A 24107-nucleotide genomic window follows, 5' to 3' on the forward strand; every position below is an offset into this window, starting at 1 on the left:
AGTGGAGGCAGTCAGGACGATCCTCTTGAATGGTTTCAAGAACTTGAAGATAGGCTCGTGAACAGCGGCCCCACCCTGCCATCAGAGTTCTGGTATGAGCTTACCGAAGAGCCGTCGGAGGTTTTCGAATCTCAGGCAGGCTCAGAGAATTTCGAAATGTCGGTGGATTCCGATCATCTCTACGGTGTTCCTACCGGTGTGGTGACACAAAACTCTATGGCGCAGTTCTCAGCGCTTGCGGCGATCGGCAAGAATATCGCTACGGCCATATCGAATGCCCTGCTTGGCGATCCGGAAGCACCCGAAGCGCTTGAATTTCTTGACGCGTATCCTAATGTTCGGCAGCTGCTTTCTTATCCTGAAACGCTGGATAAATTCCTCGCATATTCGGGCGAAGGTAAAGACCTTCTGGATTTATTGGGCGACGAAAATCCTGAAACGGATCAGGAGGGCGCAATTGGGATTGATGCCGGCGCGGAATTCACGCTCTCGAATGGCGGCGATCTGTTCTGGTTCAAATCGGTGGAGATGGCCACACTCTTCTCTCCTGCAAGCGACGGGACGGCAACTGCGACGATCCGTGGTATGCGCGATGGTCGGGTGATTTACGAGGGCACGGTTGAACTTCCGGACCCAGATGCGATGGACGAGCCGGTCGTCTTCGACGCCAATTCTGTCGCTGGTACGGATATACTTGGTCCGATCGATACACTCGAAATTTCCACGGATGGTCTGACCGATTTTGAAGGATTGTCTGCGCCGGAACTGGTGCTGGATGGGTTTACCTTCCTGTACTAAGTTGGTGCCTGCCGTCAGCGGGCACCGGACCGAATTGGTCATTTAAGGAATGCCGGTTTTTGGAGCCATTGAGGCTGTTTCAGGCCGAAGGTGAAGTCGGAACCCGGATCACAAAGGACGCCGCTGGCCTGTTGGTCGGCGGCGTCTGGTGTTAATATGGCCGCCAATGCTTGACCGGAGAGTGGGTCAGGATCGTTTTGCCGGGGTTGCGGGGAACGGGAGCATTGCTGCGCTGAACTGGCGCGGGGGGTATTTCTGACGTCAGGTGGAAATATGTTTGGGAATGCCGCGGCGACGCTAAAGGCTGTCTGATCTGCGAGTTGAGCTTCGGTTAAATGCCACGGCGACGGCGTAGGAACGCGAATACGCTCCGAAAAGGAACGCAAGTCGCAGAAATCATTGAAATATATGGATGTGCAAAAAGCACAGTGGAGCGGGTGATGGGAATCGAACCCACGTATTCAGCTTGGAAGGCTGCTGCTCTACCATTGAGCTACACCCGCGTCCCGACCCTTTTAAGCATGGCGGGCGGGGCGTGCAAGGGTCTGATCGTGGTTCAGGTCAGGCTGGCGGGCAGGGTCAGGCCGCGCAGGATTTCGTCGCTTTTCATCGGGCGTTTGCCTGCTCGCTGGGCTTCCAGCACCTCGACGGCGCCGGTGCCGCAGGCGATGCGGAAACCGGCCAGCACCTCGCCCGGTGCGCCTTCGCCCTCGACCAGACGGGACCGCAGCAGCTTCACCCGCTCGCCCGCGATCTCGCACCATGCGCCGGGGAAGGGGGAGAGGCCGCGGATCTTGCGGTCGACCGCGTCGGCTGGGCGGGTCCAGTCGATTCTGGCTTCGGCCTTGTCGATCTTGGCGGCGTAGGTGACGCCGTCCTCGGGCTGAGCCTTGGCCTGCATCGGCAGGCGGGGCAGGGTATCGGCGACCAGATCGGCGCCCATCTGTGACAGGCGGTTATGCAGATCGGCGGTCGTTTCCTCCGGGCCGATGTCGGTGCGGGCTTCGGCCAGAACCGGGCCGGTGTCGAGACCGGCTTCCATCTGCATGATCGCGATGCCGGTTTCGCTGTCGCCTTCCAGGATCGCGCGATGGATCGGCGCGGCCCCCCGCCAGCGCGGCAGAAGCGAGGCGTGGATGTTCACGCATCCCAGCCGGGGCGCATCCAGAACCGGCTGGGGCAGGATCAGCCCATAGGCGACGACGACGGCCACATCGGCATCGAGCGCAGCGAAATCGGCCTGTGCATCGGTGTTCCGCAATGTGGCGGGGTGGCGGATTTCCAGCCCGAGTTCTTCCGCTGCGCGATGCACGGCGGAGGGGCGCGGTTTCTGGCCCCGGCCCGCCTCGCGCGGGGGCTGGGTGTAGACGGCGACGATGTCATGCGCGGCGGCGAGCTTGCGCAGCGGGGCGACAGAAAACTCCGGCGTTCCCATGAAAATCACTTTCATCGCGCGCTCCTTCATCCTGGCTCAAATATCCATCATGCGGCAGCCAATGCCGCAGCGATCGGGTTATCTTCGTTTGCCGAGCTTGGCCGATTTCGCCACCAGCATCTTGCGGCGCAGCGGCGACAGGTGGTCGACATAAAGCTTGCCGTTCAGATGGTCGATCTGGTGCTGAACCGAGGTCGCCCAGAGGCCGACGAAATCGCGGTCCTCGGTCTCGTTTTCCTCGTTCAGAAACCGAACGGTGACGGCGCGGGGGCGCGAGATTCGGGCGAAGACGCCGGGCAGGTTCGGGCTCGCCTCATCATGGTCGCGCATTTTTACCGATGCGTGCAGGATCTCGGGGTTGGCCATGCGCACAGCCTGTCCGCGCTTGTCGGAGGCGTCGACGACGGCCAGCCGCAGCATGATCCCGATCTGCGGCGCGGCGAGGCCGACGCCCGGCATCGCCTCCATCGTGTCGACCATGTCGTCCCAGATCATGCGGATGGATTCGCCCACCGCCTCCACAGGGTCGGCCGGGATGTGCAGCCGCCTGTCGGTATAGGGCAGGAAGGGTCGGGCCGTCATCTTGCGTTGCCCGCCTGTGGTGTCGTTGCGATCCGCATGTCAGGCTTTTTCCCGCGCCCGTTCGCGTTTCAGCTTGACCATTTTGCGGGTGATCATCTGGCGGCGCATGGCGCTGATATGGTCGATGAACAGGACACCGTTCAGGTGATCCAGCTCATGCTGGGCGCAGGTGGCCCAGAGACCGTCGAAGTCTTCCTCATGCTGCTTTCCGTCCAGACCGAGCCAGCTCATTTTGACCTGCGCGGGCCGGGTGACTTCGGCATATTGGTCGGGGATCGACAGGCAGCCTTCGTCATAGACATTCGGCTCCTCCGATTCCCAGGTCACCTCCGGGTTGATCAGCACCATCGGGCGCGGCTCTGCCTCCGGGTCGCGCTGAGCGTCCATCACGAAGATGCGGCTCAGCACGCCGACCTGCGGGGCGGCGAGACCGATGCCCGGTGCGTCATACATGGTCGCCAGCATGTCGGCGGCCAGGGTTTCCACGTCCGGGGTGATGCGGGCCACGGGCTCGCATTGCTTTTTCAGGCGCGGATCGGGGTGAATGAGGATGGGGCGAAGTGTCATGGGGGTGATCTAGGACAAGGCTTGGCGCGGCGCAATATCCCGCTTAATCATGCGCTCAACAGGAGGCAGTCATGCAGAAATACGATTTTGACGAGATCATTGAGCGTCGCGGCACCAATTGCAACAAATGGGACGATATGGAGGCGACTTATGGCGTCTCGTCCGATGACGGGCTGGCGATGTGGGTGGCGGACATGGATTTCCGTCCGCCGGAGACGGTGCAGGCTGCGGTTGAGAAGCTGGCCGCGCATGGGGTTTATGGCTATCCGGCGGGTCATCCCGGCTATTTGCCGGGCATTCAGTGGTGGATGGAAGAACGTCACGGCTGGCGGATCGAGCAGGACTGGATCCTGACCGCATTGGGGCTGGTCAACGGCACGGCGCTGGCGGTTTCGGCGTTTTCGGAACCGGGCGACAGGGTCATTCTGATGACGCCGGTTTATCACGCTTTCGCCCGCGTCATCCGGGGGCAGGGGCGCGAGGTGGCGGAGTTCCCGCTGGCCACGCAGGATGGCCGCTATGTCATGGACTGGGCGGCGTGGGAGACGCTGCTGACCGGGCGCGAGAAAATCCTGATCCTGTGCAGCCCGCATAATCCGGGCGGTCGCGTCTGGACGGAGGCGGAGTTGCAGGAGGTTGCGGCGTTCTGTCAGGCGCATGACCTGATTCTGGTCAGCGACGAGATTCATCACGATCTTGTCATGCCGGGCCATAAGCATAGCGTCATGGCGAAGGCCGCGCCCGATATTGCCGACCGGCTGATCACGCTGACGGCCGCGACCAAGACCTTCAATATCGCCGGTGCGCATATCGGAAATGCAATCATTTCCGATCCCAAACTTCGGGCTGCATATAAGGCACAGCTTGCGGGGCTGGGGCTTTCAACGGGGATGTTCGGCACGGATATGGTCGCAGCGGCCTATTCGCCCGAAGGCGCGCGCTGGGTTGATGCTCTCGTGGCATATCTGGACAATAATCGGAAGCTATTCGATGATGGTATCAATTCGATCCCCGGCCTTGCCTCGATGCCGCTGGAGGCGACCTATCTGTCGTGGGTCGATTTTGCCGGTACCGGAATGGAGCCTGCCGAGGTGAAGAAAAGAATTGCCAGTGACGCCAGAATTGCCGCGAATGCCGGAGAGACCTTCGGGCTGGGCGGGGAAAGCTACATGCGCTTCAACCTCGCAACGCCGCGTTGCAATGTGGAGGAGGCGGTGACCCGCTTGCGATCCGCCTTTGCTGATCTGCAATGAAACTCGCATGGCGATTGCCGCTTTATCTATTCCTTGCAATCGTGGTGGTTTTGGGAGGATGGGTGATGGCGGGCGGTCGTCTGGAGTGGCGGGGCTTTGAGCCCTCGCCGATCCCGCGGCCGGTCGAGCGGCCGGACGATATGGTGGTGCCGACGATTGGACAGCCGCTGAATGGCTATATAGACCGGATCGTCATTCACAAATCGTTGCGGCAGTTGAGCGTATATCAGGATGGCGCTCTTGTTCGCCGCTACCGGGTCGCGCTTGGTTTCGAGCCGGAGGGCGACAAGGTGATGGAGGATGACGGCAGGACGCCCGAGGGGTTGTTCGTTATCGACCGGCGCAATGAGGGCAGCCGTTTCCACAGGTCGTTGCGGCTGAATTATCCAAGGCCCGAGGATATCGCGCGTGCTGCGGAAGGCGGATACGATCCCGGCGGCGATATTTATATTCATGGTCAGCCCAATCGGCTTGGGCACGGATACCGGGTGCAGGGCGACTGGACGGCGGGCTGCATCGCCATCGGCAATCAGCAGATTGACGAGATGTTTCCGTTCACGCCGCTTGGCACGGTGGTCGAAATCAGGCCCTGACCTGTCTGGCGGCACATGGGTTGGCGCTGCATCGTGCATTGTCGCGGCCACGAATAAAGGACGCGGCGGCGTGGCGCATGGTCACGGTTTTTAACCTCTTTCCGACCGGCATCGGAGGGATTAGTTTGCTGTCATGACATGGACCGTTCCGAATATTCTGACAATCCTGCGGCTCTTTGCGGCGCCGGGCGTGCCGTTGATGTTCTTGTATTTCGCCCGGCCCTGGGCGGATTGGGCGGCATTGACGTTGTTTATGCTGGCGGCGGTCACGGACTGGTTCGACGGCTATCTGGCGCGGGCGTGGAACCAGCAGAGCCGGTTCGGCGCGGCGATGGACCCGATTGCCGACAAGGCGATGGTGGTCATCGCGCTGGTTGTGATCACGGGATATTCCGGCATGAACCCGTGGCTGATCCTGCCCGCGACGGTGATCCTGTTCCGTGAGGTCTTCGTCTCCGGCCTGCGCGAATCGCTGGGTGACAAGGCGACGACGCTGGCGGTGACAAAGGTTGCGAAATGGAAAACCACGACGCAGATGGTGGCGATTGCGGTGCTGTTTCTGGGCACCGGGCTGGCCTATGTCGAACATGGCCGCGCGCCGCTGGTCGGTGAGGGGGAAATGCCCGGCGGGGCCAGCTGGTCGCATCTGGTCACGATCTTTGGGCTGCTGCTGATCTGGATCGCCGCTGCGCTGACCGCATGGACGGGCTGGGATTATTTCCGCAAGGCGATGCCATATCTGAGGGGGCCGAAATGACGCTGGACGTGCTGTATTTCGCGTGGCTGCGCGAGCGGATCGGGGAGCCGAAGGAGCGGGTCGAGACCTCGGCCGCGACGGTGCGCGATCTCGTGGCGGAGCTGGCCGCGAAGGATGAACGACACGCCGCCGCGCTGTCGGATCTGTCGGCGGTGCGGGTGGCTGTGGATCAGGAACTGGCCGATCTTGACGCGACGCTGGCCGGGGTGCGCGAGGTTGCGTTTTTCCCGCCCATGACCGGCGGCTGATGCGCATCGCCATTCAGTCCGCGCCGTTCGATCTGGCAAATTTGCTGGACGGTTTCGGCGCCGGTGCCGGGGCTGTGGTGACGTTTTCCGGCATCGTGCGCGACGATACCGGGCAGATGACGGCGCTTGAGCTGGAGCATTATCCGGGCATGACCGAAAAAGCCGTGCGGGCCATTGCCGAGAAGGCGCGGGACCGCTGGCACCTGATTGATCTGGCCGTGGTTCACCGTCACGGCAGGCTGTCCGTGGGTGAGCCGATCATGGCGGTTGCAACCGCCGCACGTCACCGGGCGGAGGCGTTTGCGGCGGCGGAATATCTGATGGATTACCTGAAATCCCGTGCGCCGTTCTGGAAGCGCGAAATCGGCCCTGCCGGTCCGGGCGACTGGGTCGCGGCGAAGGCGGCGGATGAGGATGCGCTGACGAGATGGGACTGATCCGGCCGGAGCTTTCCGCGTGGATCGGGTCGCGGCGGGAATTTCTGGCATCCCTCGCCGGGGTTCTGTTCGGCATCTGGGTGGCGACTTGGGGCGGTTGGTTCTTCCTTGGCCTCGGGGTGCTGATCGCGGCGGTCTGTGCGGCACTTGCGGTCGGAAGCTGGCGCAGGCTGGCGTTTCGCCATGACGTTGCGGCACCCGGCGTGGTGGAGGTGATCGAGGGGCAGATCAGCTATTTCGCGGCGCGTGGTCTCGGTGGGGCGATTGCGCTGCGCGATCTGACCGAAATCCGTCTGCTGCGGCTGAACGGGCATGACCACTGGCGGTTGAAGACGCGGGACGGTCAGGCGCTGCTGATCCCGGTGGAGGCGAAAGGGGCAGAGGGGCTGGCCAATGCCTTCGCGGCGCTGCCGGGGTTGGATATGGGCCGGGTCTCTGCCGCGCTGATGCAGAAGGACGGGCCCTCGCTCAGGATCGTCTGGGCGGCAGCGAAGCCGGGTTGACTTGCCCGGCCAGCCGCGCCACCTGTGATTCAAAGCAACATAAGGGGCCGAGATGTCCATTCCCCAGCAGGGCGGCGGCCCGATCGAACGGCGCGAGCAACTGGCCGAATATATCGCAGCGGGCGAGAAGCCGCGCAATGCGTGGCGCATCGGCACCGAGCATGAGAAATTCGGCTATTGCAAGGCGCAGCGCCTGCCGCTGCCTTACGCGGGCGATTGTTCCATCCAGTCGATGCTGAATGGTCTGCGCGCGCGTTTCGGCTGGGAGCCGGTGCTTGAGGGCGATAATATCATCGGGCTGGAGCGGGACGGGGCCAATGTCAGCCTTGAACCGGGCGGGCAGTTGGAGCTTTCGGGCGCGGCGCTTGAAACCATTCACCAGACCTGTGACGAGGTGAATCAGCATCTGGCCGAGGTGAAATCGGTGGCCGACGACATCGGTGCGGGCTTTATCGGGCTGGGGGCCGCGCCGATCTGGTCGCAGGAACAGATGCCGATGATGCCCAAGGGCCGTTATGCGCTGATGACGCCCTATATGCAGAAGGTCGGCACGCTTGGCACGCAGATGATGTACCGGACCTGCACGGTTCAGGTGAATCTCGATTTCGGGTCCGAGGCGGATATGGTCCGGAAGCTGCGCGTCTCGCTGGCGTTGCAGCCGGTGGCGACGGCGCTGTTTGCCAACTCGCCTTTCCTCGACGGCAAACCCAACGGGATGAAGTCGTGGCGCAGCCATATCTGGCAGAATCTCGACGCCGCGCGGACGGGCATGCTGCCTTTCGTCTTTGAGGACGGGTTCGGCTATGACGCATGGGTGGACTATGTGCTCGATGTGCCGATGTATTTCGTCTATCGCGACGGCAAATATATCGACGCGCTCGGCCAGAGTTTCCGCGATTTCATGGAGGGCAAGCTGCCCGCCCTGCCCGGAGAGGTGCCGACGCTGTCGGACTGGGCCGACCATCTGACGACCGTGTTCCCCGAGGCGCGGGTCAAGAAATTCATCGAGATGCGCGGTGCCGATGGCGGGCCGTGGCGCAGGCTTTGTGCGCTGCCGGCGCTGTGGGTCGGGCTGCTTTACGACCAGACCGCGCTGGATGCGGCATGGGATCTGGTCAAGGGTTTTGACGCCGAGACGCGGGAGGGGCTGCGGGTGGCCGCCGCCCGCGACGCTTTGCAGGGCGAGGCGGGCGGCGTGAAGCTGCACGATCTGGCGCGCGAGGCGGTGGCGATTGCCGAAACCGGACTGAAGAACCGCGCCCGTCCCGGTGCCGGCGGTCTGGTGCCGGATGAAACGCATTTCCTCAACGCGCTACAGGAAAGCGTCGAGAGCGGGCGGGTTCCGGCGGATGAGTTGCTGGAGAAGTATCACGGCGAATGGCACGGAGATTTGACTCGCATCTATGACGAGTATTCGTATTGATCGCGGCATGACCGTGAATATCCGATACCGCCTGATTCAGATCCTCGAAATCATCCTCTGGCTTGGCGCTTTTGCCGGGCTGGTGCTGCTTGGCATGCGGCTCTGGGCGATGCAGGGGCAGGGCTGGCGGGCGATGCTGAACATGGCCGCGCCGGGGCTGCTGGGGATCGGGGCCGGGATGGCGGTTCTGATCGTTTTGATCGGCATTTATCACAACACGCGCCGCCACGCCGATGCGCTCGACCGGCTGGCGCGTCAGGGCGCGGGCAGTGTGCGCCGCCTTCAGGGTGTGAGCCGGGCGGAGCAGGGGGCCGCGCCGCAGGTCCAGCCGGTGAAGCTGCAGCCCGATCCGGTGATGCCGCAATATATGGCGCCGCAGCCTGCCGCCGCGCCTGCGCCGGTGACAGCCCCGTCGGTCACGCAAGTTGCAGATGCGGCGTCATCGCAGGCCAGTCAGCGCCGTCTGGGTCCGGCGGTCTAGAGCTTCAGCCGGTCGGCCAGCGACAGCAGGTCCGCCCATGCCTCCCGCTTGGCAATCGGATTGCGCAGCAGATAGGCCGGGTGGGTCATCGGCAGGGCGGGGCGGCCAAACGCCTCTGTCCAGTTGCCACGCAGGCGCAGAATGCCTTCCCGGTTCAGCGCCGCCGCGCAAGGGGTGTTGCCCATCAGAACGATGATCTCCGGATCGGCAAGTTCCACCTGTCGTTGCAGGAATGGCAGCGACAGGGCAATCTCGTCCGGGGTCGGCTTGCGGTTCCCCGGTGGCCGCCATTTCAGCACATTGCCGATATAGACCGCGCGTGTCGCATCCGGCAGATCGCGGCCCATGCCGATGGCGGCAAGCATCTGGTCCAGCAATTGCCCGGCACGGCCGACGAAGGGTTTGCCGCGCGCGTCCTCCTCCTCCCCCGGGGCTTCGCCGATGATCATGACGCGCGCCGCCGGGTTGCCGTCGGAGAAGACGAAATTCCGCGCCCCGCGTTTCAGGTCGAGCCCGTCGAAACCCTGCTGCGCCTCTGCCAGATCGTCGAGGGATTGCGCCGCCTCCGCCAGCGAACGCGCCGCCGCCACGGCTTCGCCTCGCAGGTCGAGCGCGCTTGCGGGTTTGGCGGCTTGTGGCGGAGCCTTTGCCGTGACGGTTGCAGGGGGCGCTGAGGGTTTCGGGGCGGGCAGGTCGGTGCGGTCAATGGGCGCATCCAGTATCGCCTCATCCACGCCCATCTCGCCCTGCCATTCGAGCAGGGCAAGGGCCGTCCAGCCGTCGATTCCGACGCCGCGCCATGTCACATCCGATTCCATTATCGCTGAAACTATGGCTCGCGGGCGAAACCGGCAAGCCCGGCCCTTGCCCGGACGGCCCCGGTTTGCGATAGAAGGGCGCAAGACCGAATGGGGGTTAGAAATGTCGTTCCGTGCCCGCCACCTGCTGGGGATCGAGCCCCTGTCGCCGCAGGAAATCACCACAGTTCTGGATCTTGCCGAGACCTATGTCGATCTGAACCGGCGTACCATCAAGCATGGCGATGCGCTGGAGGGGATGACGCAGATCAATATGTTCTTCGAGAATTCCACCCGAACGCAGTCCAGTTTCGAGCTGGCGGGCAAGCGGCTTGGCGCGGATGTGATGAATATGGCCGTCGCCCAGTCCAGCGTGAAGAAGGGCGAGACGCTGATCGACACGGCGCTGACGCTGAACGCGATGCATCCCGATCTGCTGGTGGTGCGGCACGGGCAGTCTGGCGCGGTCAATCTGCTGGCCGAAAAGGTCAATTGCGCGGTCATCAATGCCGGTGACGGTCGGCACGAGCATCCGACGCAGGCGCTGCTGGACGCGCTGACCATCCGCCGCAGCCGGGGGCGGTTGCAGCGGCTGACAGTGGCGATTTGCGGGGATATTGCGCATAGCCGCGTGGCGCGCTCCAACCTGATCCTGCTCGGTAAGATGGAAAACCGCGTCCGGCTGGTCGGGCCTGCGACGCTGATGCCCGCCGGGGCCGCCGATCTGGGTGTCGAGGTCTATGAGGATATGCGCGAGGGGCTGCGCGACGCCGATGTCGTCATGATGCTGCGCCTTCAGCGGGAGCGGATGGATGGCGGTTTCATCCCGTCGGAGCGGGAATATTACCATCGTTGGGGGCTGGATGCGGAAAAGCTGTCCTATGCCAAGCCCGACGCCATCGTCATGCATCCCGGCCCGATGAATCGCGGGGTGGAGATCGACGGGACCATCGCCGACGACATCAACCGCTCGGTCATTCAGGATCAGGTGGAGATGGGCGTGGCGGTGCGCATGGCGGCGATGGATCTGCTGGCGCGCAATCTGCGGGCGGAGCGCGGCGCGCGCGCGGCAGAGAACGGCAATGGCTGATGCGCAGCACCCCCGTGCCGGGAAGGCCGAGAGCTATGGCGGCTGGCAGGGCATTCTGGACGATGGCGAGCGGATCCTGTGGCAGGGCCAGCCGGATCGCCGCGTGAGGTTCGAGCCGGGCGATCTGTCGAAGGCGTTTCCGGGGCTGTTCTTCGTCTGCTTCTCGCTGTTCTGGATGTATCAGGCTGCGCAGGCGAGCATTGCGTTTTCGCTGTTCGGCCTGTTCTTTCTGTTCATCGGCATTCGCCAGCTTCTCAAACCGGCGATCATGCCCGCCTATATCCGCTCGCGCAGCTGGTACACGCTGACCGACCGGCGGGCGATTGTCGCGACCGATATTCCGGTCAGGGGGCGGCGGCTGGTCAGCTATCCCATCGACAGCACCACGCCGATTGAACTGGTGGCCGGCGATCCGCCCTCGATCCGCTTCGGTGGCAGCGACGACGCTGCGTTCACCTTCATCCCCGAGGCCGAGAAAGTGCTGGCGCTGATCCGCGGCATTCAACGCGGCGAACTGCCCGAACAGGAGGACTGGAACCCATGATGCTGCATTTCGAGGGCGCGCGTCTGATCGACCCGGAAACCGGCAGCGATGCGCCGGGCAGTCTGACGGTCGCGGATGGTGTGATCACGGCCCGCGATGCCGCCGCGCCCGAGGGGGCAAAGGTGATCGACTGCAAGGGCAAATGTCTGGCCCCCGGCATCGTCGATTGGGGCGTGAAGATCGGCGAACCGGGGGAGCGGCACAAGGAATCCTATGCCAGCGCCGGTCGCGCGGCGGCTGCGGGCGGGGTGACCACGATGATCGTGCGGCCCGATACGCTGCCGCCAGTCGACAGCCCCGAAAGCCTCGATTTCGTCATCAAGCGGGCGGCGGACGCGCCGGTCCGGGTTCGCCACATGGCGGCGCTGACCAAGGGGCGCGCCGGGGCGGAGATGGTCGAGATGACATTTCTGCATGACGCAGGCGCGGTCGCCTTTACCGACGGGGTGCGGGTGGTGTCCGACACGCGGCTGATGACCCGCTGCCTGACCTATGCGCGGGGGCTTGGTGCGCTGATCGTCGGCCATCCGCAGGAGCCGGCGCTGTCGAAGGGGGCGGCGGCGACGAAGGGGAAATTCGCCTCGCTTTACGGGATCCCGGACGTCTCGCCCATGGCGGAGGTGATCGGGCTTCAGCGCGATCTGGCCTTGGTGGAGATGACCGGGGCACGTTATCACGCCGATCAGATCACCACGGCGGGCGCGCTTCCTGCGCTTGGCCGGGCGCGGGCTGCGGGGCTGGATGTGACGGCGGGGATCTCCATCCACCATCTGACGCTGAACGAGTTTGATGTGGGTGATTACCGCACCTTCTTCCGCTTCACCCCGCCCCTGCGGTCGGAGGATGACCGGCTGGCGATGGTGCAGGCCGTCGCGGACGGGGAGATCGACGTCATCGCCTCCTTCCACACCCCGCAGGACGAGGAATCCAAGCGCCTGCCCTTTGCCGAGGCCGCGCCGGGGGCGGTCGGGTTGCAGACGCTGCTGCCTGCGGCGATGCGGCTTTATCATCAGGGCGGGCTGGATCTGCCACTGCTGTTCCGCGCCATGTCGCTGAACCCGTCCAAACGTCTTGGGCTGGAGACGGGGCGGATCGCCAGGGGCGCGCCTGCCGATCTGGTGCTGTTCGATCCGGATGCGCCGTTCATCATGGACCGCTTCAAGCTGGAGTCGAAATCCAAGAACACGCCTTATGACGAGGCGCGGATGCAGGGCCGTGTCATCGGGACATGGATCGGCGGCGAGAGGGTTTTCGGATGAGCGCGATCATCTGGGCGGTTCTGGGGTATCTGCTGGGCTCGGTGCCGTTCGGCATCGTCATCACGCGGGCCCTTGGTCTGGGCGATCTGCGCCAGATCGGTTCGGGCAATATCGGGGCGACGAATGTGCTGCGCACCGGGCATAAGGGCGCGGCACTTGCGACGCTGTTGCTGGACAGCGGCAAGGGCGCGATTGCGGTTCTGCTGGCCCGCTGGCTGGGCGGGGAGGGTGCCGCGATTGCCGCCGGTGCCGCGGCGTTCCTCGGGCATTGTTTCCCGGTCTGGCTGGGCTTCAGGGGCGGCAAGGGGGTGGCAACCTTCCTTGGCACGCTGCTGGCGCTTTACTGGCCGGTCGGCTTGGCCGCCTGTGCGACATGGGCGGTGATGGCCGCGATTTTCCGCATCAGCTCGCTCTCCGCGCTTGTCGCGGCGGGGCTGTCGCCGGTGCTGGCGCTGCTGATGGGGCGTCCCGGCATTGCGGCTGCCGCATTGTTCATGGCGGCGCTGATTTTCTGGCGGCACAAGGCGAATATCGCGCGTCTTGTCAGCGGAGACGAGCCGAAGATCGGCGGAAAGTCCTGACGCGCCGGAACCCGGCCTGATCCCCGCCAGTTGCGCTTTCACCGGGAAGGGAGATTCACCATGAAACTCACGATATCTGTTGCACTGATTTCGATGGCCGGTTCCGCTTTCGCAGGCGAGGCGGTCGATTACACATCCGGCGACCGTACATTCGAGGGCTATGTCGCCAAGGCGGACAACCCCAAAGGCTCCGTCATCCTGATCCATGACTGGGACGGGCTGACCGATTACGAGAAACAACGCGCCGATATGCTGGCCGAGCAGGGCTATAACGCCTTTGCCGTGGATCTGTACGGCAAGGGGGTGCGCCCCGGCTCGATGGAGGAGAACCGGGCCGAGACGGAAAAGCTCTATAGCGACCGCGAGACGATGCGGGCGCTGATGACCGTAAGCCTTGAGGCGGCAGCGGGGCAGGACGTGACCGCGCCGGTCGTGGCAGGCTATTGCTTCGGCGGGGCCGTGGCGCTTGAAGTGGCGCGGATGGCACCGGAGGGCGTGGCGGGCTATGCGACCTTCCACGGCGGGCTGGAAACGCCGGACGGGCAGGATTATTCCGCCGCGACAGCCCCGATCCGCATCTATCACGGCGGCGCGGATACCGGGCCGGACATGGCGACCTTCGCCGCCTTCGTGACGGAACTGGAAGAAGCCGGCACCCCCTACAAGGCGGAGGTCTATGCCGGTGCGCCCCACGCCTTCACCGTCTTCGGTTCCGACCGCTACCGCGAGGACGCGGATCAGCGAAGCTGGTCGGATTTTCTGGTGTTTCTGGGTGAGGTCAATCCGGGGCCGTGATCGGGCTGACGGATCATCGTCAAAAAACCGGCGGAGATATATCCCGCCGGTCATCGCGATCATCCGTGCAAGTGAAGCAGGGTCACATCAGGATGCTGATTGCCCGCCTCAGGACCCGATCAAATCCTTCGCGTAGAACCGGCCCGCGATCTCGTGGACCCTGCCGGTGCGGAACAGGTCGGGCATGGACCATTCGGGTTCATCGCCTGCGAAAAGATCGAGAAAGGCGATGGCGAGGGATGGGTCTTTTGCGACGTTTTCGCGGAAGCTCCACCAACTGCGGGCCGCCGACAGGGCCGATGCGGGCTGCTGTTCGGCGTGATAGTCACGCTCCAGCACCAGACCGCGGACATTCAGGCAGAAGGCGACATAAAGATAGCCTTCGGGCCAGAAATAGGCCGGGTTGGTGTCGTCCGCATCGTCCGGCTTGTCGAGAAGCGTGACCGGCTTGCGCTTGATCAGCGTCCGCAACATCAGCCCGGCGGCAAAACCGACATAGGCCTGATTATCTTCGGCATGCATCGGTTTTTGCGCTTCGAAGGCGTGGATCCATTCAGCAAACACCTCTGCCAGTGCGACGGTATCGACGCGGAAGCGATTGCCGGTCTCTGCCTCGGTCGCCCCGACCTGTTTTTCGAACGCACCGACAAACCAGCGCAGCCGCTGGGCCGATTTATGGAGCGGCGGCTCGTTGGCGGGCGGTTCGGGCAACATCAGGAAATTTCTCCTTACAGATGTTCGGAAGAACTCTCGATTATTTGCGCCAATTTTTCGGAATTGCCAAGAGCGGCGGAAACATCGGTCTGAATCGCGGTGACAAGTGCCAGCGAAAGCTCAAGCAGGTTTTCCTCCTCCGCCAGGGTTGCGGCGCGATCCGACAGCAACCAGACGATGATGGCCAGAAGCGACAGGTCAATCTCCTGCTGGGACTGCGCACTCAGCGTGGCAATGAAGCCCGGCATATTGCCGATCGCGGCAGAGGCGCGGATGCGGTCATACAGCGCAGCCGCGGACAGGGAGGGCAGCTGATCCGGCGGGGGCGCATGTTCCTGCATGGCGGCGGACAGAAGCGTCTCGCTGATCAGATATGTCTGGCCGGGACGGCTTTCCGCGAGGTGGTCCCATGCGAAGCAGAACACAGCCGCACAGCTTGCCGCCGCATCTGCGCCGCGCGCCGTGCCGGAGATGAAATTCCCAGCGATGACAATCTGTTCGGCGGAGATCGCCGTGTTGATGAGACCCTTTCCGCGCCGCTCCAGCGATCTCAGCGCGTCGCGGAAGCGCGAGCGGATCGGTTCGGGCAAGATGCTTGCAGCCGGGGCGAGGGCCTCTTCCGCCGCTTCGGCAAAGCCCGACATCCCGCGCAGCGCATCGCGAAGTGGCATGGGAAGGCCGTGCAAGGGGCTGGGGCGGGGCGGTTTTTTCATCGCGGGTTCCTGTCGGTCACAGTTTATTCTAATCGCTCGCCCGCTGAGTTGCCACGGTTTTCGCGCAAGGTCACGGGCTGATGTCAGTTCGATTCGACATATGTCGGGTCTGCGGAGCGGGTTGTTGACGCTTTCCGGGCGCCTTGGCGGGGTGGCGGGCTGCGAACTCTCCTTGCCGGTCAAAGACTACGCATGTTTGCCACACATTAGTATTGACACAAACACATAAGTTCATCACCATAAGTCCAACATCATGCTGGAGGGGCTCGCGACATGTCGTCCAATATTGCACTGACCGGATTGGCCAAGGATCTGGCCGCCCGCGCTGAAACCGGAAAACCTGTACGGATCGGTCTGATCGGATCGGGGGAAATGGGAACCGATATCGTCACCCGTGCCGCGATGATGGACGGCGTCGATGTGGCTGCGATTTCCGAAATCAACGTGCCGAACGCGCATAAGGCCGTGAGCATCGCCCATCAGGAGGATGGCCACAGCAAAGACGCGAAAAGCGCTGATGAGCTGAATGCGGCGATTGAAAGTGGCAAGACCGCGATCACCGATAATGCCGAAGCCCTGTTCGAATCCGGTCTGATCGACGTGGTGATCGACGCGACCGGGGTTCCGGCGGTCGGTGCGGAGCTGGGCCTGAAGGCTATGGAGCGCGGCAAGCATCTGGTCATGATGAATGTCGAGGCCGACGTCACCATCGGTTCATATCTGCGGCGCGAGGCGGAGCGGCTGGGCGTGGTCTACAGCCTTGGTGCCGGGGATGAGCCGTCATCCTGCATGGAACTGATCGAGTTCGTCTCGGCCATGGGTCACAAGATCGTCTGCGCCGGCAAGGGCAAGAACAACCCGCTGAATATCGACGCTACGCCGGATGCCTATGCGGCGGAGGCGAAGGCGCGTCACATGAACCCGCGCCTGCTGGTGGAGTTCGTCGACGGATCGAAAACCGCCGTTGAGATGTCGGCCATCGGCAACGCGACCGGGCTGATCCCGGATTGCGACGGCATGCACGGCCCCGCCGCTGGCCCGAAGGAGCTGGCGAAGGTGCTGATCCCGAAAAAGGATGGCGGCATTCTGAACGATATCGGCCGCGTCGATTACTCCATCGGCAAGGGCGTCTCGCCGGGGGTTTTCGTGATCGCCGAGGCGGAACATCCCCGCATCCATGAGCGTATGGCGGATCTGAAAATGGGTGACGGGCCGTATTACGAATTCATCCGCCCCTATCACCTGACCTCGCTGGAGGTGCCGCTGACCTGCGCCCGTGCCGTGCTCTATGGCAAGGCCGACATGGTCCCGCTGGACAAGCCGGTCGCAGAGGTCTGCGCCGTGGCGAAGCGGGATCTGGCGGTTGGCGATACGCTGGACCAGATCGGGGAATACACCTACCGCGCCTGGGCGATGGAGGTGTCGCGCGCGCAGGATGCACAGGCGATTCCGGCTGGCATGCTGACCGGCGCGACGGTGACGGCGCCGATCAAAAAGGGTGAGCTGATCACCACGCATAACACCAAGCTGCCCGCCAGCCGCATTGTCGAGCTGCGCCGGCGTCAGGATGAAATGCTTTACGGGAAAGACCTGCTCAATGGCTGATACGGCGACAGATACCAATGTTCCCTACGCGATCCGCAATTACAGTGCGGAGCAGTTGAAAGACGCGCTCAGCAAGATGTTCCTGATCCGCAAATTCGAGGAAGGGGCGGAGGACAGCTATATGCGCGGCCTGATCCACGGCACGATGCACCTGTCCATCGGGCAGGAGGCGTCTGCCGTCGGCTCCTGCATGTCGCTGACCGATGAGGACAAGATCACCTCGACCCATCGGGGCCACGGTCATTGCGTGGCGAAAGGTGCCGATCTGGGCAAGATGTTCGCGGAGTTCTTCGGCAAGGAAACCGGGTATTGCCGGGGGCGCGGCGGCTCGATGCATATTGCGGACCCGAGCAAGGGCAATCTCGGCGCGAACGGGATCGTGGGCGGCGGGTTGCCGATTGCGGTCGGTGCGGCGCTGTCGGCCAAACGGCTGGGAACCGGCGCGGTCACGATCTGCTTCTTTGGCGACGGCGCGAATAATGAAGGCGCGTTTCACGAGGCGCTGAATATGGCGGCGGTCTGGAAGCTGCCGGTCGTGTTCGTGTGCGAGAACAACAAATACGGCATGTCGACCTCGACGGAGCGGTCCACGGCGGTGAAGAATATCGCCGATCGTGCGGTTGCCTATTCGATGCCGGGCGTGACGGTCGATGGCAATGATTTCTCAGCCGTGACCGAAGCCGTTGACGCCGCCGTGGCGCGTGCGCGGGCGGGCGAGGGGCCGAGCCTGGTGGAAAACCTGACCTATCGCTGGCGCGGTCATTCCAAGTCTGACCGCAACCGTTACCGCACCAAGGAAGAGATCAGCGAGTGGATGGAACGCGATCCGATTGTCGCCATGTCGAAACTGCTGGTCGACCACAACATCCTGACCGAGGCCGAGGTCGCCGCTGTCGAGGAAGACGCCACGAAGACCATTGCCGAGGCGATTGAGTTTGCCGCTGGCGGGCCGGACCCGAAAATCGGCGACGTGACGCGCGACGTTTACACCGAAGAGGACGCAGCATGAACGCCCAGACCAAGACCGAACCGCGCGAGCTGTCCTATGCCGAGGCGATCCGCGAGGCGATGGATATCGCGCTTGAGCGCGATGACCGCGTGATCCTGATGGGCGAGGATATCGGCGTCTATGGCGGCGCCTTTCAGGTGACCGGCGATCTGGTGCATAAATACGGCACCGACCGGGTGATGGATACGCCGATCTCCGAACTCGGGGGGGCCGGGGTTGCCGTCGGGGCCGCGCTGACCGGATTGCGCCCGATCTTTGAATTTCAGTTCTCCGATTTCGCCGCGCTGGCGATGGAGCAGATCGTCAATCAGGCCGCGAAGGTCCGCTATATGCTGGGCGGTGCGGTTTCCGTCCCGCTGGTGATGCGCTTCCCCGCCGGTTCCGGCACGGGGGCAGCGGCGCAGCATTCGCAGAGCATCGAGGCATGGCTGGGTCATGTGCCGGGGCTGAAGGTCATCCAGCCCTCCACGCCCGAGGATATGAAGGGCATGTTGCTGGCGGCGCTTGAAGATCCCGATCCGGTGATGATCTTTGAACACAAGATCCTGTACAAGATGAAAGGCCCGGTGCCGGAGGGGTATTATACCACCCCGATCGGCAAGGCGGCGATCCGGCGCGAGGGCAAGGATGTGACCGTGGTGGCCTCCTCGCTGATGGTGCACAAGGCGATGAGCGCGGCAGAGGAACTGGCGAAGAACGGCGTCGAGGTTGAGGTGATCGACCTGCGCACCGTCCGTCCGCTGGACCGTGACACGGTGCTGGAGTCGGTGCGCAAGACCGGCAAGCTGCTCTGCGTCTATGAGGGCGTCAAGACGCTCGGCGTCGGCGCGGAGATCTCGGCCATGGTGGCGGAAAGCGATGCGTTCGATTTCCTCGACGCGCCGATCCTGCGGCTTGGCGGGGCGGAATGCCCGATCCCCTATAACCCGGAACTGGAAAAGGCCGCGGTGCCGCAGATCCCCGATATTGTCGACGGGCTGCGCAAACTGACCGAAGGGCGCGTCTGATGCCCACAGAAGTCATTATGCCAAAGGTCGATATGGATATGGCCAGCGGCAAAATCGCCGTCTGGCATATCGCACCGGGCGAGTCCGTCCAGAAGGGCGAGCCGCTGTTCGACATTGAGACCGACAAGGCCGCGATGGAGGTCGAGGCACCCGATAGCGGCATCCTGCACCATCCCGCGCCGGAAGGATCGGAGATCCCAATCGGCAAACCCGTCGCCTGGCTTTATGCCGAGGGCGAGGAGGTGGGCGATCCGCCGCAGCCATTCGAGACGATTGGTGATGCGCCGGGCGCGCCCGCGGCCGACACGCCGCCTGCCGCCGGGGAAGACCGGCCCGAACCGCAGGAGACCGCAGACGAGCCGGAGCCTCTGGCAGCGGTCGCGGTTTCCGGCGACAAGACGCGCGCGACCCCGAAGGCGCGGGCGCTGGCGCGTGATGGCGGCATGGATGTCGCGGATATTCCCGGCACCGGCCCGCGCGGTCGCGTGCAGGCCGAGGATGTGCGCAATGCCCTGAAAGGCGGCTTTGCGGCCAGCACCCCGGTCCGCTTCTCGCCGGAGACCGGCCCGCTCGCCGTCAGCCGCTCCAAGGGTGGCAAGGGCGCGCCGCTGGTGCTGATCCACGGATTTGCCAGCGACGCGACCTCCTGGGCGCCGCTGGAGGCGCAGTTCCGCGACCGGCCGATCATCCGCATCGATCTGCCGGGTCATGGGAAGTCGCCCAAGCTGCGGATCCCGAATTTCGTCACCCTGCTGAAAGAGGTACGCCGTGCGGTCGACGATCTGCAACTCGACGAGATGCATCTTGTCGGGCACAGCCTTGGCGGCGCGGTCTGTCTGGCGCTTGCCGATACGCGGCCGCGCAATATCGCCTCGCTTACACTGATCGCGCCGGCTGGGCTTGGCCCGGATATGAACGGCGCGGCGCTTGGCGGGATTTGCAAGGCCAGCCGGGCAGAGAGCCTTGGCCCGTGGCTGAAATCGCTGGTCGCGGATGACCGGATCGTGACCGACAGCTATGTCCGCCTTGCCATGACCGCCCGCAGCGATGCCAATCTGCGCGCGGCGCAGGCGGCGATGTCGGATGCGTTGTTCCCCGACGGGGTCCAGTCCTTCGATCTTCGCGCGGCCCTTGACGGGGTGCAGATGCCGACCCGGCTGATCTGGGGGCGGCAGGATGAGATCATCCCGTGGAAACACGCTTTGCGGGCACCGGGACGCGTCGGGCTGCATCTGTTCGACGGGGTCGGGCATATGCCGCAGCTTGAGGCGGCGGAAGAGGTCGGAAAAATCCTCCGCTCGCAGCTGTAGTCCCGCGTCAGGAGATCTTGCAGGCCCGTACCCGTCAGGGATGCGGGCCTTTTCTTTTGCTCAGCCGTTTTCCAGATCGTCGCAAAGCCGCCGCGCCACGTCCTCATCGGTGACCAGAACGGCGGGGTTCATCATCTTCATCGCGGCGCGGATGATGGTGTATTTGTGCCACCCGCCCGAGGCCAGAACCAGCTTGCGCGATTTCCGCAGATCATGCGGATGCGCGGCAAACACCCGGTCATTCACCGGGTGATCTACGATTTCCCCTTCCGCGTTCACGAAACGGCACAGCACATCGCCGACCGCGCCCGCACGCTCCAGCGATATGATCTCGTCCGGGGTCAGCAGCCCGTACTGAACGAAGATCGAATGCGGGGTCAGGTCACCGACGGACAGGATGGCGATGTCGAGCGACCGCGCCCGCGCCAGCAGCTCGACAATGCCGCTATGGGCCAGAAGCGCGTCGCGCGTGGCGGAATCCGGGGCGAATACGGGGCCGGCCATCAGGAAGCATTCTGCCGACAGCTTATCTGCGACGCGCCAGGCGAATTCGGACGGGTTGACCTGCGAGACCCGCGTCAGCCCGCCAAGCAGCGAGATCACTTTCAGCCCGTTGGGCGAGCGCTGCTCGATGGTCGGAACGCCGCTTGTCAGGGTCGATCCCCAGCCGAGACCGATGGACATATCGGCGCCGACAGCGGTGTTGAGATAGCGCGCCAGCTCCTTGCCGATGATCGGATTGATGTCTGCCCCGCCGCTGGGTGTCGGCACCACGATGGCGCGTTCCAGCCCGCCGAGACGTTCCAGCCGCCGCTCCAGCTCCACGCAGGCCGACAGCTTCGTGGTCACCCTGATCTGGACGGAGCCGTCGTTGCGGGCGTTGGCCAATATGCGCAGAACCCGGGCGCGGGTCAGGCCGACCGACTGAGCGACCTCGTCCTGTGTCATGCCCTCCATATAGTAGAGCCATGCAATCCGGGTCTTCAGATCCTCATCAATATCGACGTCAGCCACTGGTGCTTTCCTTTGCCTTATCGGGCGCCCCGATCAGGGACGCCCGATTGCTTGTAGCATCAAACGTGGTGTGTCGTCAGGCCCTTCTGCGCAGAAGGTCAACCAGAATGGCAACCAGGACAACACAGCCGACGATGACGCGCTGCCAGAAGCCGGAGACGTTCATCAGAACCGTGCCGTTTGCCAGCACCGCCAGCAGCAAGGCGCCGAGCACCGTGCCGATGATCGAACCCTGTCCGCCGCGCAGCGAGGTGCCGCCCAGAATGGCTGCCGTGATCGCGCCCATCAGCCAGCCTTCCCCGACCGAGGGCTGGCCCGCATCCATCCGGCTGGCGAACAGGATACCCGCCAGCGCCGACAGCATCCCGGCCATGCCGAAGGCCACGAACTCCACCCAGCGGGCGCGGATACCGGCCAGCACGGCGGCGTCGCGGTTGCCGCCCACGGCGAAGATGTTCCGGCCGAGCCGCGTCTGGCTGAGCATCCAGATCAGGATCAGCGCGACGGCGAAGAAGGTGATGACCGGCACCGGGATGCCAAAGATCTCGCCCTTGCCGAAGACCCCGAACTGATCGCCGAGCGGCCGGATCGGGTAGCCTTTGGTTATCACCAGCGTCAGACCGGCAAAAATCTCCCAGGTTGCCAGCGTCACGATGAACGGGTTCAGCCTGAGCCACGCCACGAACACCCCGTTGATCGAGCCGAGAAGGAAGCCGAAGGCCATCGTGAACGGAATGATAAGATAGGGGTGAATGCCCCATTGCGTCAGGGCAAGCGCGCCGATGATGGATGACAGCCCTGCCGCCGCGCCGACCGACAGGTCGATGCCCCCGACCAGCAGCACCAGCGTCTGCCCGAGTGCGACGAGGCCGACAAACGCCGCCTGCCGCATCACCACGGAGACATTGTAGGACGACAGGAAGTTATCCGTCGCGAAGGCCAGCAGCGTCGTCAGCACGACGAGCGCGATCAGCACCCCGCTGCCTTCCCACGTCCAGAAACGGTTCAGAAGGGACGGCCCCTTGCGCGGGGATTGCGTGGCCGATTCAGTGTTGTTCACAGTGTTCATTTGGTCAGCTCACTTTCTGATCTTTAGCTCATCGCCAGTTGAAGCAGGCCTTCCTGCGTTGCTTCGCGCCGGTTCACGACGCCTTTCACATGGCCCTCATGCATGACCATGATCCGGTCAGCCACGTCGAGCAGCTCTTCCATTTCCGATGAGATCACGATGATCGACAGGCCGCGCTCTTCCGTCAGGCGGCGCAGCACGGATTGAATTTCAAATTTCGCGTTGACGTCGATGCCGCGGGTCGGCTCGTCCATGATCAGTACATGGGCGTCGCGCATCAGCCAGCGGGCAATGATGAATTTCTGCTGGTTGCCGCCCGACAGCGTGGTGATCGGGTCTTTGAGCGAGTTGTATTTGGCCTTCATCTGCTGCGCCAGCTTCTCCACCTCGGCCAGCATCTCGCGGTTGCGCAGATGCAGCAGGCCGGTGAATCGTTCCAGCGTCGGCAGGGCGGTGTTTTCGGCAATCGACAGAAGCGGGAAAATCCCCTCCTGCTTGCGCTCCTCCGGCAGGTAGATCAGCCCGGCCTGAATGGCGTCGAGCGGGCCGCTGAAGCGGACCTCCTCGCCGTTCAGCCGGATTTTGCCGGAATCGGCGCGGGTGAGGCCGTAGATGCATTTCGCCATCTCCGTGCGTCCCGATCCGATCAGGCCGGAAACGCCGAGGATCTCTCCCTTGCGCAGGTTGAACGAAACATCGCTGAACTCGCCGCTGCGTGTCAGCCCGGCAACCTCAAGCATGGTTTCGGTCGTCTCGATGTCGCGCAAGTCCTGTGCGCCGGTTTTCGGCGGGCGGCCCGCCATCATCGTGACCATACGCTCGCGCGTGGCCTCTTCCGGCGTGATCTCTCCGACATGAATACCGTCGCGCAGCGCCGTGATCCGGTGCGAAAGCCGCCGGACCTCGTCCAGACGGTGCGAGATGTAGAAGGCGGAACGGCCTTCCTTCGCAAGGTTCTCGATATAGGACAGCAGCACCTCTTCCTCGCGATAGGTCAGCGTTGCGGTCGGTTCGTCGAAAATGATGATACGGGCTTCGCTGGCGGCGGCGCGGGCGATCTGGACAAGCTGCTGCTGCGCCTTGGACAGATCGCCGACACGGGCGCGAGGGTCGATGGAGTTATCGACCTCGTGCAGGTGCCGGGTGCCTTCCGCGCGCGTCTTGCGCCAGTCGATTGCCGCAGCCGGGCCGCAATGCGCGCCCAGCATGATGTTTTCCGCCACGCTCAGATGCGGGACGAGGTTGATTTCCTGCGGGGCAATGGCGATGCCTTGCGCCTGGGCATCCTTGGGGCGCTGGAACCGCACCTCCTGCCCGTCGACAAATAATCTGCCTTCCGTGGGTGCCAGCCTGCCGCAGATGACATTCATCAGCGTCGACTTGCCCGCGCCGTTCTCACCGATGATCGAATGGATCTCGCCGGGGTAGAGCGAGACGGAGACATCGGACAAAGCGGTCACGGGACCGAATGATTTGGTAATGTTCCGGGCTTCGAAAACGGGAACTGAGCTGTTCATGAAAAC

27 protein-coding genes and 1 tRNA gene are annotated in these 24107 nt (G+C 63.6%); 18 read left to right on the forward strand and 10 right to left on the reverse strand.

The window, feature by feature from the left end; genetic code table 11:
- Positions 1 to 57: 57 nt before the first annotated feature.
- The gene (locus tag PAF12_RS03165) at positions 58 to 798 is read left to right on the forward strand and encodes a hypothetical protein (protein WP_271108563.1); all 741 of its coding nucleotides are present in this window, start codon (positions 58 to 60) and stop codon (positions 796 to 798) included.
- Positions 799 to 1227: 429 nt separating this feature from the next.
- On the opposite strand, the gene PAF12_RS03170 is transcribed toward PAF12_RS03165, so the two are convergent.
- The 4 genes from PAF12_RS03170 to def (PAF12_RS03185) form a co-directional block, all read right to left on the reverse strand.
- Positions 1228 to 1301 (reverse strand) — tRNA-Gly (locus PAF12_RS03170).
- A 53-nt stretch (positions 1302 to 1354) separates the two neighbouring features.
- Complete coding sequence (gene fmt / locus PAF12_RS03175) at positions 1355 to 2248, reverse strand: methionyl-tRNA formyltransferase (RefSeq protein ID WP_271108564.1); 894 nt, start codon at positions 2246 to 2248, stop codon at positions 1355 to 1357.
- 63 nt (positions 2249 to 2311) lie between these two features.
- The gene (gene def / locus PAF12_RS03180; RefSeq protein WP_271108565.1) at positions 2312 to 2815 is read right to left on the reverse strand and encodes a peptide deformylase; all 504 of its coding nucleotides are present in this window, start codon (positions 2813 to 2815) and stop codon (positions 2312 to 2314) included.
- A gap of 39 nt (positions 2816 to 2854) precedes the next feature.
- Positions 2855 to 3382, reverse strand: a complete 528-nt coding sequence (gene def / locus PAF12_RS03185) for a peptide deformylase (RefSeq protein ID WP_271108566.1) — start codon at positions 3380 to 3382, stop codon at positions 2855 to 2857.
- Positions 3383 to 3453: 71 nt separating this feature from the next.
- On the opposite strand from def (PAF12_RS03185), the gene PAF12_RS03190 reads away from it, so the two are divergent.
- The 8 genes from PAF12_RS03190 (at position 3454) to PAF12_RS03225 (ending at position 9077) form a co-directional block, all read left to right on the forward strand.
- On the forward strand, positions 3454 to 4635 hold the full coding sequence (locus PAF12_RS03190; protein ID WP_271108567.1) for a MalY/PatB family protein: 1182 nt from the start codon (positions 3454 to 3456) through the stop codon (positions 4633 to 4635).
- Between the two features lie 14 nt (positions 4636 to 4649).
- Entirely contained in the window at positions 4650 to 5228 is a 579-nt protein-coding gene (locus PAF12_RS03195) for a murein L,D-transpeptidase family protein (protein WP_271108568.1), read from the forward strand.
- Between the two features lie 133 nt (positions 5229 to 5361).
- Entirely contained in the window at positions 5362 to 5985 is a 624-nt protein-coding gene (pgsA, locus tag PAF12_RS03200; RefSeq protein WP_271108569.1) for a CDP-diacylglycerol--glycerol-3-phosphate 3-phosphatidyltransferase, read from the forward strand.
- Between the two features lie 2 nt (positions 5986 to 5987).
- Positions 5988 to 6233: a molybdopterin converting factor subunit 1 gene (moaD, locus tag PAF12_RS03205; RefSeq protein WP_271109638.1), complete on the forward strand. Its 246-nt coding sequence runs from the start codon at positions 5988 to 5990 to the stop codon at positions 6231 to 6233.
- On the forward strand, positions 6233 to 6670 hold the full coding sequence (locus tag PAF12_RS03210; protein ID WP_271108570.1) for a molybdenum cofactor biosynthesis protein MoaE: 438 nt from the start codon (positions 6233 to 6235) through the stop codon (positions 6668 to 6670). The genes moaD and PAF12_RS03210 overlap by 1 nt, the downstream gene beginning before the upstream one ends.
- The gene (locus tag PAF12_RS03215; protein ID WP_271108571.1) at positions 6661 to 7173 is read left to right on the forward strand and encodes a hypothetical protein; all 513 of its coding nucleotides are present in this window, start codon (positions 6661 to 6663) and stop codon (positions 7171 to 7173) included. The genes PAF12_RS03210 and PAF12_RS03215 overlap by 10 nt, the downstream gene beginning before the upstream one ends.
- A gap of 52 nt (positions 7174 to 7225) precedes the next feature.
- On the forward strand, positions 7226 to 8596 hold the full coding sequence (locus PAF12_RS03220; protein ID WP_271108572.1) for a glutamate--cysteine ligase: 1371 nt from the start codon (positions 7226 to 7228) through the stop codon (positions 8594 to 8596).
- Between the two features lie 7 nt (positions 8597 to 8603).
- Positions 8604 to 9077, forward strand: a complete 474-nt coding sequence (locus PAF12_RS03225) for a hypothetical protein (RefSeq protein ID WP_271108573.1) — start codon at positions 8604 to 8606, stop codon at positions 9075 to 9077.
- Here the strand turns inward: PAF12_RS03225 and PAF12_RS03230 are convergent.
- Positions 9074 to 9895 carry a uracil-DNA glycosylase family protein gene (locus PAF12_RS03230; RefSeq protein WP_271108574.1) on the reverse strand — a complete coding sequence of 274 codons (822 nt, stop codon included), beginning with the start codon at positions 9893 to 9895 and terminating at the stop codon, positions 9074 to 9076. The genes PAF12_RS03225 and PAF12_RS03230 overlap by 4 nt on opposite strands.
- Before the next feature lie 103 nt (positions 9896 to 9998).
- Here PAF12_RS03230 and PAF12_RS03235 point away from each other — a divergent pair, with 103 nt between their 5' ends.
- Genes PAF12_RS03235 through PAF12_RS03255 form a run of 5 tightly spaced genes read left to right on the forward strand, consistent with a single transcriptional unit; the run spans position 9999 to position 14143 of the window.
- Positions 9999 to 10964, forward strand: coding sequence for an aspartate carbamoyltransferase catalytic subunit (locus PAF12_RS03235; protein WP_271108575.1), 966 nt, complete (start codon positions 9999 to 10001; stop codon positions 10962 to 10964).
- Positions 10957 to 11508, forward strand: coding sequence for an aspartate carbamoyltransferase catalytic subunit (locus PAF12_RS03240; RefSeq protein ID WP_271108576.1), 552 nt, complete (start codon positions 10957 to 10959; stop codon positions 11506 to 11508). The genes PAF12_RS03235 and PAF12_RS03240 overlap by 8 nt, the downstream gene beginning before the upstream one ends.
- Positions 11505 to 12767, forward strand: a complete 1263-nt coding sequence (pyrC, locus tag PAF12_RS03245; protein ID WP_271108577.1) for a dihydroorotase — start codon at positions 11505 to 11507, stop codon at positions 12765 to 12767. Before PAF12_RS03240 ends, pyrC begins: the two co-directional genes overlap by 4 nt.
- Positions 12764 to 13348, forward strand: coding sequence for a glycerol-3-phosphate 1-O-acyltransferase PlsY (plsY, locus tag PAF12_RS03250; protein ID WP_271108578.1), 585 nt, complete (start codon positions 12764 to 12766; stop codon positions 13346 to 13348). The genes pyrC and plsY overlap by 4 nt, the downstream gene beginning before the upstream one ends.
- Positions 13349 to 13408: 60 nt before the next feature.
- The gene (locus PAF12_RS03255; protein WP_271108579.1) at positions 13409 to 14143 is read left to right on the forward strand and encodes a dienelactone hydrolase family protein; all 735 of its coding nucleotides are present in this window, start codon (positions 13409 to 13411) and stop codon (positions 14141 to 14143) included.
- A 108-nt stretch (positions 14144 to 14251) separates the two neighbouring features.
- Here the strand turns inward: PAF12_RS03255 and PAF12_RS03260 are convergent, their stop codons facing one another.
- Positions 14252 to 14857, reverse strand: a complete 606-nt coding sequence (locus PAF12_RS03260; RefSeq protein WP_271108580.1) for a hypothetical protein — start codon at positions 14855 to 14857, stop codon at positions 14252 to 14254.
- Positions 14858 to 14871: 14 nt separating this feature from the next.
- Positions 14872 to 15570, reverse strand: a complete 699-nt coding sequence (locus PAF12_RS03265; RefSeq protein ID WP_271108581.1) for a hypothetical protein — start codon at positions 15568 to 15570, stop codon at positions 14872 to 14874.
- Between the two features lie 273 nt (positions 15571 to 15843).
- Here PAF12_RS03265 and PAF12_RS03270 point away from each other — a divergent pair, with 273 nt between their 5' ends.
- From PAF12_RS03270 to PAF12_RS03285, 4 genes are read left to right on the forward strand one after another with little or no spacing between them, the layout of a single operon-like run.
- Positions 15844 to 17175: an NAD(P)H-dependent oxidoreductase gene (locus PAF12_RS03270; RefSeq protein ID WP_271108582.1), complete on the forward strand. Its 1332-nt coding sequence runs from the start codon at positions 15844 to 15846 to the stop codon at positions 17173 to 17175.
- Positions 17168 to 18184 (forward strand): thiamine pyrophosphate-dependent dehydrogenase E1 component subunit alpha, encoded by a 1017-nt coding sequence (locus PAF12_RS03275; protein WP_271108583.1) that lies wholly within the window; start codon positions 17168 to 17170, stop codon positions 18182 to 18184. The genes PAF12_RS03270 and PAF12_RS03275 overlap by 8 nt, the downstream gene beginning before the upstream one ends.
- Positions 18181 to 19191, forward strand: coding sequence for an alpha-ketoacid dehydrogenase subunit beta (locus tag PAF12_RS03280; RefSeq protein WP_271108584.1), 1011 nt, complete (start codon positions 18181 to 18183; stop codon positions 19189 to 19191). The genes PAF12_RS03275 and PAF12_RS03280 overlap by 4 nt, the downstream gene beginning before the upstream one ends.
- Positions 19191 to 20501 (forward strand): acetoin dehydrogenase dihydrolipoyllysine-residue acetyltransferase subunit, encoded by a 1311-nt coding sequence (locus tag PAF12_RS03285; protein ID WP_271108585.1) that lies wholly within the window; start codon positions 19191 to 19193, stop codon positions 20499 to 20501. Before PAF12_RS03280 ends, PAF12_RS03285 begins: the two co-directional genes overlap by 1 nt.
- Positions 20502 to 20561: 60 nt before the next feature.
- Here the strand turns inward: PAF12_RS03285 and PAF12_RS03290 are convergent, their stop codons facing one another.
- From PAF12_RS03290 to PAF12_RS03300, 3 genes are all read right to left on the reverse strand, one after another.
- Complete coding sequence (locus tag PAF12_RS03290) at positions 20562 to 21515, reverse strand: sugar-binding transcriptional regulator (RefSeq protein WP_271108586.1); 954 nt, start codon at positions 21513 to 21515, stop codon at positions 20562 to 20564.
- Positions 21516 to 21591: 76 nt separating this feature from the next.
- A complete protein-coding gene (locus PAF12_RS03295) occupies positions 21592 to 22584 on the reverse strand; it encodes an ABC transporter permease (RefSeq protein WP_271108587.1) in 993 nt (330 codons plus the stop codon).
- 23 nt (positions 22585 to 22607) lie between these two features.
- The gene (locus PAF12_RS03300; protein WP_271108588.1) at positions 22608 to 24044 is read right to left on the reverse strand and encodes a sugar ABC transporter ATP-binding protein; all 1437 of its coding nucleotides are present in this window, start codon (positions 24042 to 24044) and stop codon (positions 22608 to 22610) included.
- Between the last annotated feature and the right edge of the window lie 63 nt (positions 24045 to 24107).

This window comes from Paracoccus sp. SCSIO 75233 (assembly GCF_027912675.1).
In the GTDB taxonomy this organism is placed as follows: Bacteria; Pseudomonadota; Alphaproteobacteria; order Rhodobacterales; family Rhodobacteraceae; genus Paracoccus.